The sequence below is a fragment of the Pedobacter nototheniae genome (assembly GCF_004335085.1).
GTDB lineage: Bacteria > Bacteroidota > Bacteroidia > Sphingobacteriales > Sphingobacteriaceae > Pedobacter > Pedobacter nototheniae.
The window spans coordinates 18967-31954 of record NZ_RQRS01000021.1; the positions used below are offsets into that span (position 1 = coordinate 18967).

A 12988-nucleotide genomic window follows, 5' to 3' on the forward strand; every position below is an offset into this window, starting at 1 on the left:
AGTAATATTTCTATTATATTAATTATATATCATTTAGTATTTCCTAATTTTCGCTGTTATAACTAACTTTTAATAGCGAATGAAATATCAACATTTAAAACGATACTTTGCATCATTGGGTATTATTGCGGCCAGTTTTTCTGCAAATGCACAAGTACCAAAAAAATTTATTGATCCTGCCAACATGGATCTTTCTGTTAAACCCGGAGATGATTTTTACAGATATGCAAGTGGTACCTGGATAAAAAATAATCCTGTGCCAGCAAAAGAAACCCGCTGGGGAAGTTTCAACGAACTTCGTGATTTCAATATCAACGCAGTAAAAAGCCTTGTAGAAGATGCCGCAGCCGACAAATCAGCGCCTGCTGGATCTGTTAAAAAACGTGTAGGCGATTTTTACAGTGCAGCTATGGATAGCTTAACCATTGAAAAGTTAGGCTACTCTCCTATTAAACCTGAACTTGAAAAAGTTAAACAACTAAAAGACATTAAAGGCATTTTAGATCATGTTGCGTATATGCGTACCAATGGTTTGGCTGGCGGCATGTTTGGTTTAGGCGTTGGGCAAGATCGTAAAAATGTAAATAAATACATGGTTAATCTTGGTCAGGGCGGCACTACCCTACCAGATCGTGATTATTATTTAAAAGATGATGCACGTAGCGTAAAAATCCGTGAGGCTTACAATACGTACATGGTTACATTATTTACCTTAACAGGAAGCACTCCTGCTGAGGCACAACAAAAAGCTACAACGGTTTTCAATATAGAAAAACAATTTGCCGAAGCGCAAATGAGCAGATTGGAAATGCGTGATCCTTACAAAACTTACAACAAGTTTACCGTTGCCGAATTTAATAAAACCACTCCTGATATTAACTGGAATACTTATCTACCTAAATTCAAAATCAATGGTCAGGATACTATTTTAGTTTCTTCGCCTAAGTTTTTTGCCAGTTTAGATGGTATGCTTAAAAGTGTTTCCGTTGCGGATTGGAAAACCTACTTAGAATGGAATATTTTAAAAGGATCGGCTTCTAGCTTAAGTTCTCCTTTTGTTAAAGCGAGTTTTGCTTTTAACCAGGCACAAACCGGACAAAAAGTTCAAACTCCACGTTGGCAGCGCATGTCATCTTTAACTGATGGTACTATTGGCGAATTATTAGGACAGCTTTATGTTGCTAAATATTTTAAACCAGAGGCTAAGGAACGCATGAACCAGATGATTGTGAATTTGCGTAAAGCATTTGAAATCAGAATTAATGGTTTAGAGTGGATGAGTGCTGAAACTAAACAAAAAGCTTTAGCAAAATTACACGCTTTTACACCTAAAGTGGGCTATCCAGAAAAATGGAAAAACTACGATGGATTGGTAATTAATAAAGGAACTTATTTCCAAAACCTAAAAAATGCCAGTGTTTGGGGATACAACGAAATGGTAAATCAATTGGGCAAACCAGTAGATCGTAAAAAATTCGGCATGACACCTCCAACGGTTAACGCATATTACAGCCCTACTTTAAATGAAATTGTTTTCCCTGCCGGAATTTTACAATTCCCATTCTTCGATCCAAATGCTGATGATGCCGTAAACTATGGTGGTATTGGTGCCGTAATTGGTCATGAAATGAGCCATGGTTTTGATGATAGCGGAAGCCAATATGATGCAGCTGGTAATTTAAAAAACTGGTGGACACCGGAGGATAAAGCAAAATTTGAAGCGAAAACAAAAGCCCTCGGCGAGCAATTTGATGCTTACACTGTTTTAGATACCGTACACGTAATTGGTAAATTAACAATGGGCGAAAACATTGGAGATTTAGGTGGATTAAACGCTGCTTATACTGCGTTTAAAATGACTAAAGAAGGCCAAAGCAATGAAAAAATCGACGGTTTTACTCCAGATCAACGTTTCTTTTTAGCTTGGGCGCAGGTTTGGAGAGGTAATATTTTACCAGAAAGTGCTGCACAGTTAATTAAAACTGATCCACATTCTCCAGGAGAATTCCGTACCATTGGTGCCCCTGTAAATATGGATGCATGGTATGAAGCATTTGATGTTAAACCTGGTGATAAATTGTACAAAAAACCTGAAGATAGAATTAGAATGTGGTAATCTTATTTCCCTAAAATAATTCATCCCGAAGAGGAATATCAAACCTATATTACAACGCCCTGAGTTTTCAGGGCGTTTTTTTATCCCTTTTTTCATTACGATCTGATTTATCATTCTATATTTGATAAAATAAAATTTACCCCATGATAAAAGCATTTAAAGTGTTTTCTATTTTTTGTCTTTCCATGATTTCTATAGCCAGCATTGCCCAAAATAAAATGCAAAGCTTGGATGAATTGGTTAACAAAACCGACCCTGCCTGGCCGCTTGTTCAAAAATGGATAGATTCTGCCAAGAACAAGATTGAAGTACTTGAAGTTGATTCTGCCAAAGCAAAGGATGCACTTTACAATGCACAAATTTCTACCTATTCTACCCTGGGCGCCGTTGTTTATAATACAGGTGGTATTATGATTGATAACGGTTGGATAAGGATTCTTGGCTCGGGTAGCGCCAAATTAAACCGCACTTTACCTGAGTGGAATAAAGGCAAAACCATTACCGAATACGGCGATAAACCTGGCTACCTTTTAGTTGCAGATGACGCCGCTGGCGGTTTCTTCGCTATTAATTATGGCGCTTTAGGTACTGATATTAAAAATGTTTATTATTTGGCACCAAACAGCTTAAACTGGGAACCATTGGGCGCTGGTTATGGCGAATTTATTTTATTCTGTTTTGATAGCGACCTCAATAAATTTTATAAAGGATTGAGATGGTCAACATGGAATCAGTTTATAGCTAATTTAGATGGAAATAAATCTTATAGTTTTCGCCCTTATTTGTGGGAAAAAGAAGGAACAGACATTGAAAAGTGCAGCCGAAAATTAGTAGCTACAGAAGACCTTTATAAATTTAATATCATAAAACAAAAGGAGCTACAAGAAACACCAAAAACAGATAAGAAAGACGAGCAAAAAAATGAGCAATAAAGTACCTGTAACAAGTCAAATTGCATGGTCTGCATTGATTATCCAATTTGTAATTATCTTTTTGCTGTATTATACCTTTCAGTATTTAGCATTTGTAGAACCTTTAATATCTGCTGCTGTTGCCTATGCAATGTTGGCTTTTATTCTTCGCAAAACAATTGCCAGCAATCACCGCAAAGGAATAGTACTCATTAAACAACGTCAATTTTTACAATCTATCCCTTACTTTGAAAAAAGTATTGCCTCGCTTGAACAACACAGCTGGATAGATAAATACAGATTTATAACGCTTTTTAGTTCTTCTAAACTATCTTATAAAGAAATGGATCTTTGCAATATTGCTTTCGCCTATAGCCAAATTGGCGATGGAGAAAACGCCATTATCTATTACGAAAAAGCTATGGCTTTAAACTCTAACAATGGGTTGGCAATTGCCGGGCTAAACATGTTGAATGCCACAAAACAGAAATAAAATGCACCCTACTATACTACAGATAAAGAATACCCGTAAATACATTCTCGAATTGGTTAAGGATTTATCCGTAGAGCAATTAAATAAGGTGCCCAATGGTTTTAACAACAACATCATTTGGAATATTGCACACCTTACAGCTGCACAACAAAATATGTGTTACGTAAGATCGGGACTAAATATTACCATTGATAACCAATATTTTGAACCCTTTTTAAGTGGAACCAAACCTGAAAAACTCTTTAATTCAGCAGAAATAGATTCCATTTACGAGGTGCTTTTAAGGAGTATGGATAGGCTTGATGAAGACTATTCAAACGGTATTTTTAAACAATTTGAGCCCTGGGATAAGCGTTATGGAATGAAACTAACCTCAATAGAAGATGCCATTAACTTTGTTCCCTTTCATGAAGGGATGCATTTGGGTTACATTATGGCTTTGAAAAAACTGGTGTAAGCTAGTTATATTTTGCCTGCGTCTTTTTTGGCAGCTTGGCCAATACCAAAGCCCTCGAATCTGCAACTCTACTCTTTAATTCAGGATCAGGCAGCACTTCTAAGTTTTCTATCTGTATCCATTGGCGCTTTGCCATATGAAAAGCCTGCTTAATACCATAACGAGCTGTTAATATATCAAAATCATCAGGATTACACTTTATAGAAAAACGACTTCCCTCTTCTATCGCTATTATAACAAATATTTTCTCTTCAATCATAAAGCATAAGTGCTCCCATTTCATCCCTTCAGTTGTACCCGGCAAGCTTAAACAATATTCTCTAAAAGTTTCTATATCCATTTTAGTTGAGTTGTATCCATTATGCCGAAATCATTTCAGCATTCCAAATATCCAAAATATTTACGTAATCATAAAAAATCCGTTTAATCGCATTCAAAAACTTATTTTTGAACCATGAATATTTTAACACCAACCGCCGATGGATCTAACACTTTATACAACGAAACCATTGGCGAACATTACCATAGTAAACACGGCGCTTTACAAGAAAGTAAACATGTTTTTATTGATGCAGGATTAAAGTTTGCTAGTAATGAAAAATCTGAAATCTCTATTTTAGAAGTTGGTTTTGGAACCGGATTAAACTTTATTTTAAGTTTCGAATATTGTACTGTACATAATTTAAAATTAGATTATACCAGCATAGAAGCCTTTCCATTAACTATTGATGTGATAAACCAAACAGGTTACGCTGCTTATGTGAATACAGAAATATGGAATAATTTTATTACGCACTATGATAATACCTTAGTAGCTTCTCAAAGTTTATCGCCGCTGTGCAACCTGGAAATCCCTCATACAACCCTTGCCGATTTTACAACAGATAAAAAATTTGATATAATTTATTACGATGCGTTTTCTGTTCAGCATCAACCAGAAATGTGGACGGATGAAATTATTGCCAAAGCTTGTGGTTTCTTAAAACCCGGTGGTACATTTGTTACCTACGCCATAACAGGAAAACTTAAAAGAGCGGTAAAGGCTTGTGGTTTTACAATAGAAAAACTTCCTGGTGCGCCCGGTAAAAGAGAAATGCTGAGAGCCTTAAAAAATTAATCTTCCTACTCCTTTTTGCTCTGGTTATTATAAATTGACACTTTTTATACGCCCGCTTAAAACTCCTAACAATTTGATTTGTTAATGTATCATTAGGAATTAAATATTATGGAAAAACGAATTTTAGGAAAGTCTGATTTAAATATAGCACCAATAGTTTTTGGAGGAAATGTTTTTGGCTGGACAGTTAATGAACAAAAATCATTTGAAATATTAGACCATTTTATTGGTGAGGGTTTCAACTTTATAGATACTGCCGATGTATACTCTCGTTGGGTACCTGGTAATGAGGGTGGCGAATCAGAAAAAATTATTGGTAATTGGCTTAGTAAGCAAAATAAACGCCATGACGTAATTATAGCCACCAAAGTTGGCTCTGATATGGGGAATGGAAAATCACTTAAAAAAGATTACATTATTAATGAGGTAGAGCATTCTTTAAGTCGTTTAAAAACTGATTACATCGATCTTTATTTTTCTCATTTTGATGATGAAACCACACCCGTTGAAGAAACATTAAGTGCTTATGATGCTTTAATTAAGGCAGGAAAAGTTAGGTGGATTGGCGCTTCAAACTTCTCTGCTGATCGATTAAAAGAATCTTTACTGTTTTCTAATCAGCATAGTTTACCACAATATCAAGTTTACCAACCAGGTTACAACTTATTTGATAGAGAAGATTTTGAACGTGACCATGAAAAGATTTGCCTCGAACACGGCTTAGGTGTTGTTACCTATTACTCTTTAGCTAGTGGTTTTTTAACAGGGAAATACCGCAGCGAAGACGACTTAAATAAAAGCCAACGTGGTGGTGGCATTAAAAAATACCTTAACGAACGTGGATTTAATATTTTAAAGGCTTTAGATCAAGTTGCTGAAACACATAACACTCAACCTGCGGCAGTTGCCCTGGCCAGGTTAATTTACCACCCATCAATTACGGCACCAATTGCCAGCGTTACAGATTTAAGTCAACTAAAATCTTTTACCGATGCAGCCAACCTAAAACTCAGTCCCACTGATATTTCATTATTAAATAAAGCAAGCATCTATTAGAAAAAATATTATATATTTAAATGCCTGATTAAAACAATTAGTCGGGCATTTTGTATATAACGGGACATTAAAAAATCTATGAAAACTACCGGACTATCATTTCTTCCTAAATTGGCCCTTGTATTATTTTGCCTTATCAGCATAACTTACATCGCAATACTGGGGCAATCGTTGCTTGCACCTCTATTATTTTCATTTTTAATGGCGTTATTGCTTTTACCAGCAGCCACCTTTATGGAAAAGAGATTTAGATTTAAACGCAGCTTATCCACTATTTTCTCTGTTATATTAATGATTGCCGTTATTGGTGGCATCATATTTTTCTTTGGCAACCAACTTACAGATTTATGGCAAGATTGGCCCTTATTAAAAGAAAAGGCAAATGTTTCTTTCCACGAGTTACAACACTGGATTTCCTCCACCTTTCATGTAAATACCGAAAAACAAATTTCTTATTTAAATGATAGCGCAGAAAAAGCACTGGCAACAAGTGCTACTGTGGTTGCTGCAACCCTAGCTACCTTATCATCAACATTTTTATTTTTAGGCTTTACGCTATTATTCACCTTCTTTCTTTTAAACTATCGCCACATATTATTCACCTTTTTAACATCGGTTTTTAAAGAAGAACATAGAGAAAAAGTAACAGAAATTGTAGGGCAAATTCAAAGTATTATCAAGAAATACATTATCGGTTTATTTCTTCAAATGCTTATTGTTACCGTTTTAATGATTACTGTTTTATCTATTCTGGGCGTAAAGTATGCTGTACTATTGGGCTTAGTGGCAGGCATTTTTAATGTGGTGCCCTATCTGGGTATTTTCTCAGCCTTATTGGTAAGCTGTTTAATTACGTTTGCTACAGCTGGTGCTACTAAAGTTTTGTTAGTTTTAATTGCCTTTGTTGGGGTACACGCTATAGATGGAAACATCCTTATGCCACTTGTAGTAGGCTCTAAAGTAAAAATTAATGCATTAATTGCTTTTATAGGCATTGTTGTAGGCGAAATGATATGGGGTATTTCGGGTATGTTTTTATGTATTCCTTATTTAGCAATGCTAAAAATTATTTTCGATAGAGTGGAAGAATTGCAGCCGTGGGGGCATTTAATGGGTGAAGGTGTTAAACCTTTAAAGAAAAGGAAAGTCTACCAGATTACTAAGAAAATAAAACTCGAAGAAAAAGAATAAATGGCCGAAAATAGATCGCCACACATATTAAGTACCTCTGCCAATTTATTAGGTATATGCTTTATAGTGCTAACATCACTAAAGAAATTAAACCTTACTGATGGTTCTTTAATTGATGAATTTGCGGTTTTAGCTGTCGTTATCTTTATGACGAGCTGTATCCTTTCCTTCATTTCCATGCGTAGAGAAAGACTTGCCAGTAAAAAGCTGGAGAAAATTGCTGACATTGTTTTTCTCTCCGGCCTTGTGGTATTATTCGTCGCAACAATTTTAATTGCCTTTAATATCATTAAATAATAGCCTTACCGCTAAAAGCATATATCGACATCGTCAAAGCATATGTTGCATCGCTAAAAGCATATATCGACATCTTCAAAGCATATGTTGCATCGCCAAAAGCATATACCGACATCCTCAAAGCATATGTTGCATCGCTAAAAGCATATATCGACAACCTCAAAGCATATGTTCTATCGCTAAAAGCATATATCGACATCTTCAAAGCATATGTTGCATCGCCAAAAGGATTAAATTACAATCGCCTTAAATGTTCTTATATATCTTATATGGTCAAAAATAACATTTGATGCTACTTACACTACCAAACCATTTCGCTTAAATCATTTATTTTGGTAGCTGCACTATGTTTTGGTAATTTAGCAACTTAAAGAATTTTACAATGCCTAACAATCCAATTCCAGCCATTGCCAGTAATCCTGCTGATGCATTTTTACGTTTGCTTACCGTATTAGATACCTTGCGTACACAGTGTCCTTGGGATAAAAAGCAAACGATGGAAACGCTTCGTCACCTTACTATAGAGGAAACTTACGAACTATCTGACGCTATTTTGGAGGGCGATATTGATGAAATCAAGAAGGAATTAGGCGATGTAATGATGCATTTGGTTTTTTATTCGAGAATAGCATCAGAGAACAACGACTTTAATATTACCGATGTATTAAATGGTGTATGTGATAAATTGGTAAATCGCCATCCACATATATATGGAGATGTAGAGGTACAGAATGAGGAAGATGTTAAACGCAACTGGGAGCAGATTAAATTAAAAGAAGGCAATAAATCTGTTTTGGCAGGTGTACCAGCATCCTTGCCTGCATTGGTTAAGGCATCAAGAATACAAGAAAAAGCTCGAGGTGTTGGTTTCGACTGGGAAGATAAAACTCAGGTTTGGGAAAAGGTTGAAGAAGAATTGCAAGAATTTAAGACCGAATTTAATGTAGCCGATGGTACTGCAATTGATATAGAAAAGGCTGAGGCCGAGTTTGGCGATGTACTTTTTTCCTTAATAAATTATGCACGTTTTATTAACATCAACCCTGAAAATGCACTCGAAAAAACCAATAAAAAATTTATTAAGCGCTTTCAGTATTTAGAAAATAAAGCCAAAGAGAATGGAAAAGCTTTAGCGGATATGACTTTGGCCGAAATGGATATTTATTGGAATGAGGCGAAGAAATTATAAATGAGGTATTTTTTTCATATTGCCTACCAAGGGCAACATTACAACGGCTGGCAAAAGCAACCTGGGATTTTAAGTGTACAGGATGTTTTAGAAAAAGCCCTTCAACAGATTTTTAAAAGTATTATTCCAATTATTGGCTGTGGCAGAACAGATGCACATGTACATGCAAGTCAATTCTTTTTCCATGCAGATATTGAACAGCATTTTGATTTTGATCTCCTTTACCGATTAAATAAAGCACTACCTCAAAACATTGCCATTTTTAATATAATTAAAATGGAAGGATTACCACACGCCCGTTTTGATGCTGTACAAAGGCAATATGATTATTTTATCCATACCTATAAAGATCCTTTTTTAAGCAACCAGAGTTCCTTTTATTTAGAAGAAAATTTAGATTTAAAACAAATGAAGGCAGCCGTAAATTTGTTGCCTCAATATAAAGATTACCGTGCCTTTTGTACCCAGCCCAATAAGTATGAGCATACAATTTGTAATGTTATGGAGGCCGATTTATTTGTTAATACTAAAGGAGATAGAATTCGTTTTCACATTGCAAGCAATCGTTTTTTAAGTAAAATGATTCGCATTTTAATGGGTAAAATTTTGAAGGTTGGCAAAGGCAATTTAAGTGTTGATGAGTTTGAAAGTTTGCTTATCTCTTTACAAACACCAAAACTTTTAGAACCTGCCCACCCAACGGGCTTATACTTATCTAAAGTTACCTACCCATATTTAAACCTTGCCCCCAGAACAGAATTTTTAACTGCAATGCAAGGCATTGAATGGCTTTCTGTTTAATTTTTTAATAATGCTGTAGCGTTTCATGCCTTTTCATCGTTTTTAAGATTGTAGTGGTTAATCAAAAACTAACCCTACCGCACACAGCATGAAAACAAAATTATACTTACCATTAATTACGTTGTGCATTTTATTGGGTTGTAAAAAGGATAAAACAGTTAAACAACCTTTTATTACAGGCAAATACGTAGGTACTTTTAATTATACTGTAGCAGGTAAAACCGAAGTTGCACCAGCTCAGGTAATATTTGGTCCTACTAATTATACTTCTATTGGGCAGCCTAATAAAAAACCTGCAGGAGGCTCAGGCACCTATACTTTTAATACCGATTCTTTTTTATTTACAGATACACACCCCTGGACAGCTGATTTTGATTGGGGATTGATTTTAAAGGGCAATTTCGATTATGAGGTAAAAGGAGATAGCTTAATTTTAACAAGATGGGTACAAACCAATGCTGGAGGAATAAATTTTATTTTAACAGATTATAAGTACCGTTTAAAAAGAGTTAGCAATACTGAGTATTAACCACATTATAAATAATATCGGTTAATTTCTTTTGCTTAAAAAGACGAACCGGGGTGACAGTAAGTTTGGAATTTGTAAGGTGATTATTATTCTTTCCTTTTTATTGTGATACGCCCCGGTTCGTTTTTTTTATTCAAACTCCACCAAAAAGCGTTTAACAAGTTGCAGCTTAATTTATTTAAACCTAATGGCTTTTAAGGGTGATACTTTACTAATTAATAATGAGGGGATAATAAGTACAGTTAAACACACTACAATTGTAACCACATTTAATAAAAGTATATCCATAAAATGAAACTCTATTGGTGCATAAGCTAAGAAATAAGAAGCTTGGTTGAGTTTAAAAATGTGTGTAGCTTGCTGTAAAAAGCCTAAACCTAAGCCAAGTATATTACCCAATACTAAGCCAATACCAATTAGATACGCAGCATTGTACAAGAATATTTTCATGATACTGAAATTATTAGCTCCAAACGCTTTTAACATACCAATCATATTGGTGCGCTCTAAAATCATAATTAATAAGGCAGTAACCATATTAATTACCCCAACAATAAGCATTAAAATAAGTAAAACTCTGGTATTTACATCTAAAAGGCCTAGCCAAATAAATATATTAGGGAAATTTTCTGTTATAGAAAAAGATCTAAGTGTAGTTGGTAAACTATCATAAATACGATCAGCAACTGGCTTTAACTCATTAAAATTTTTAATCTTAATTTCAATCCCCCCTATTTCATTAGATTTCCAGTTGTTTAAACGCTTAACAATATTTAAATCGCCTAATACAAAGCCCTTATCTATATCTTCTACCCCAATATCATAAATACCAACAATTTTAAACTTGCGTGGCCTTAATTGGTTTTGAACAAAATACATAATAAAATCATCGCCTGTTTTAAGCTTTAGGCGGTTTGCCGTATAGTTAGAAATCAGTAACTGCTGCATGGCCTTAGCACTATCGGCAAAATTAATTATTGTACCACTAATCAGGTGTTTTTTAATATAATCCCAATTATAGCTTTTATTTACACCTTTAAAATTAATTCCTTCTATTTCGCTATTGGCTGATAAAATTGCCGGTTTGGTGGCAAAAGGATAGTAATAATTAATTGCAGGGTTTTTATCAAGCCTTCTTTTGGTTGCAGCATCTAAAACAAATGGCGAATGCTCAAAAGAATTATTTAAATCATAACGTGTAATTTGTACATCGCCGAGGTAGCCACGTACTTTATCCTGAATTTCAGTTTTAAAGCCTTTAATAATCGCAATAGAAAGAATCATCACAGCTAAACTCAGCATTACACCTGTTATCGCTATGCGAACAATTAGCTTAGAAAAAGTCCGCTCTGATTTAATGGCTATTCGCCCGGCTATAAAATATTCGAAATTCAATTTGATAAATTTGTAACTTAGCAAAAATGCTCAATTCCTTTTAAATAAAGGCATTTATTTAGAAAAAGCATAAGTTAAACAACAAAATTATTCTATCGTTTGGTGCCTCGGCACTTAAATTATTAAATGAACAATTTTCTGAACCAAATTAATATGAGAACTTACATCAGCATTGCACTATCAAGCTTTATTTGCATTTCTGCCTGCGGACAGCCTAAACCTTTGGGCGAAGATTTAAATCCAAGAAAAAGCACCGCTTTAATAGATCGGGATAGAAACAGTGCAAAAGCAGGATCAATACAAACAGGTGCTGAACAAACAGAAAAATACTTACCACTTTTAAAAGGTAAACGTGTGGGCATGGTAGTTAACCCAACATCCGTAATTGGTAACCAAACCGTTGTGGATAGTTTACTTAAAAGGGGGGTTAAAATTGAGAAGATTTTTGGTCCTGAGCATGGTTTTAGAGGAAATGCCAGTGCAGGTATTAGCGTTGATGACGCCGTTGATGCCAAAACTGGTATTAAAGCAATTTCTTTGTATGGCAAACACAGTACGCCAACAGCAGCAGATTTAGCTGATATAGACATTATGGTATTTGATATACAAGATGTTGGCGTTCGGTTTTATACCTATATTAATACACTGCAACATGTTATGGAAGCTTGCGCAGTAAATAATAAAGAGGTTTTAATTTTGGATAGACCAAACCCGAATGGTTATTTAATTGATGGCCCTATTTTAGATCCTAAATTTAAATCGGGTATAGGCATTCAGCCTATTCCAATAGCACATGGTTTAACGGTTGGAGAATATGCACAAATGCTAAATGGAGAGGGCTGGCTAAAGGATAAGGTTAAGTGTAAGATCAATATTATTAAGGTTGCAAATTATAATCACGATATGGAGTATACTTTACCTGTTAAACCATCGCCAAATTTAAATACGCAACAAGCAATAATGCTTTATCCTACTACTTGTTTATTTGAGGGTACTTATTTAAATCATGGTCGTGGTACTATGTTTCCTTTCACCATTGTTGGCGCACCAGCTTTAAAAGGCAAGTACAGTTTCAGTTTTACCCCTAAAAGCATTAAGGGTATGGCAGAAACTCCATTATTTCAGGATCAGGTTTGTTATGGCTTAGATTTAAGGACGGTAGATATTGAAAAGGTTAGAAAGAGCAAAACGATACAATTGCAATGGATTATTGAGCTTTATAAAAACTCACCAAATAAAGCAGATTTCTTTAACTCCAAACTGAGCAAGGAAATGGGTACGATAGAGCGCTTGGTAGGTGTTGCTGATTTTAGACAACAGATTATCGATGGCAAATCTGAAAAGGAAATAAGAGCAAGCTGGGAACAAGGTTTAAGCGCATATAAAACAATGCGTAAGAAATATTTGTTGTATAACTAGTGTAGAATTATAAAGTG

15 protein-coding genes are annotated in these 12988 nt (G+C 34.9%); 12 read left to right on the forward strand and 3 right to left on the reverse strand.

Annotated features, from left to right (window positions below; translation table 11 throughout):
* The first annotated feature begins 79 nt into the window (after positions 1–79).
* The 4 genes from EHC72_RS16990 (at position 80) to EHC72_RS17005 (ending at position 3977) form a co-directional block, all read left to right on the forward strand.
* Positions 80–2116 carry a M13 family metallopeptidase gene (locus tag EHC72_RS16990; protein ID WP_131538912.1) on the forward strand — a complete coding sequence of 679 codons (2037 nt, stop codon included), beginning with the start codon at positions 80–82 and terminating at the stop codon, positions 2114–2116.
* Positions 2117–2259: 143 nt separating this feature from the next.
* Positions 2260–3048, forward strand: coding sequence for a DUF2625 domain-containing protein (locus EHC72_RS16995; protein WP_170311736.1), 789 nt, complete (start codon positions 2260–2262; stop codon positions 3046–3048).
* Positions 3038–3520, forward strand: coding sequence for a tetratricopeptide repeat protein (locus tag EHC72_RS17000; protein ID WP_131538913.1), 483 nt, complete (start codon positions 3038–3040; stop codon positions 3518–3520). Before EHC72_RS16995 ends, EHC72_RS17000 begins: the two co-directional genes overlap by 11 nt.
* Positions 3501–3977 carry a DinB family protein gene (locus EHC72_RS17005; protein WP_131538914.1) on the forward strand — a complete coding sequence of 159 codons (477 nt, stop codon included), beginning with the start codon at positions 3501–3503 and terminating at the stop codon, positions 3975–3977. The genes EHC72_RS17000 and EHC72_RS17005 overlap by 20 nt, the downstream gene beginning before the upstream one ends.
* Position 3978: 1 nt before the next feature.
* Here the strand turns inward: EHC72_RS17005 and EHC72_RS17010 are convergent, their stop codons facing one another.
* Positions 3979–4317, reverse strand: a complete 339-nt coding sequence (locus tag EHC72_RS17010) for an MmcQ/YjbR family DNA-binding protein (protein ID WP_131538915.1) — start codon at positions 4315–4317, stop codon at positions 3979–3981.
* Between the two features lie 114 nt (positions 4318–4431).
* Between EHC72_RS17010 and mnmD the strand changes: the two genes are divergently transcribed.
* From mnmD to EHC72_RS17030, 4 genes are all read left to right on the forward strand, one after another.
* Entirely contained in the window at positions 4432–5094 is a 663-nt protein-coding gene (mnmD, locus tag EHC72_RS17015) for a tRNA (5-methylaminomethyl-2-thiouridine)(34)-methyltransferase MnmD (protein WP_131538916.1), read from the forward strand.
* A gap of 108 nt (positions 5095–5202) precedes the next feature.
* Complete coding sequence (locus EHC72_RS17020; RefSeq protein ID WP_131538917.1) at positions 5203–6150, forward strand: aldo/keto reductase; 948 nt, start codon at positions 5203–5205, stop codon at positions 6148–6150.
* Positions 6151–6228: 78 nt separating this feature from the next.
* Complete coding sequence (locus EHC72_RS17025; RefSeq protein ID WP_131538918.1) at positions 6229–7341, forward strand: AI-2E family transporter; 1113 nt, start codon at positions 6229–6231, stop codon at positions 7339–7341.
* Positions 7342–7638, forward strand: a complete 297-nt coding sequence (locus EHC72_RS17030) for a hypothetical protein (protein ID WP_131538919.1) — start codon at positions 7342–7344, stop codon at positions 7636–7638.
* On the opposite strand, the gene EHC72_RS17035 is transcribed toward EHC72_RS17030, so the two are convergent.
* Positions 7631–7837: a hypothetical protein gene (locus EHC72_RS17035; protein ID WP_131538920.1), complete on the reverse strand. Its 207-nt coding sequence runs from the start codon at positions 7835–7837 to the stop codon at positions 7631–7633. The two genes, EHC72_RS17030 and EHC72_RS17035, sit on opposite strands and share 8 nt — an antisense overlap.
* 183 nt (positions 7838–8020) lie before the next feature.
* On the opposite strand from EHC72_RS17035, the gene mazG reads away from it, so the two are divergent.
* From mazG to EHC72_RS17050, 3 genes are all read left to right on the forward strand, one after another.
* Positions 8021–8827, forward strand: a complete 807-nt coding sequence (gene mazG, locus EHC72_RS17040) for a nucleoside triphosphate pyrophosphohydrolase (RefSeq protein WP_131538921.1) — start codon at positions 8021–8023, stop codon at positions 8825–8827.
* A complete protein-coding gene (gene truA / locus EHC72_RS17045) occupies positions 8828–9628 on the forward strand; it encodes a tRNA pseudouridine(38-40) synthase TruA (RefSeq protein ID WP_131538922.1) in 801 nt (266 codons plus the stop codon).
* Between the two features lie 88 nt (positions 9629–9716).
* Complete coding sequence (locus EHC72_RS17050) at positions 9717–10157, forward strand: hypothetical protein (RefSeq protein ID WP_131538923.1); 441 nt, start codon at positions 9717–9719, stop codon at positions 10155–10157.
* A 174-nt stretch (positions 10158–10331) separates the two neighbouring features.
* On the opposite strand, the gene EHC72_RS17055 is transcribed toward EHC72_RS17050, so the two are convergent.
* Entirely contained in the window at positions 10332–11552 is a 1221-nt protein-coding gene (locus EHC72_RS17055) for an ABC transporter permease (RefSeq protein WP_131538924.1), read from the reverse strand.
* A gap of 126 nt (positions 11553–11678) precedes the next feature.
* Between EHC72_RS17055 and EHC72_RS17060 the strand changes: the two genes are divergently transcribed.
* A complete protein-coding gene (locus EHC72_RS17060; protein ID WP_246029452.1) occupies positions 11679–12971 on the forward strand; it encodes an exo-beta-N-acetylmuramidase NamZ family protein in 1293 nt (430 codons plus the stop codon).
* The last annotated feature ends 17 nt before the right edge of the window (positions 12972–12988 follow it).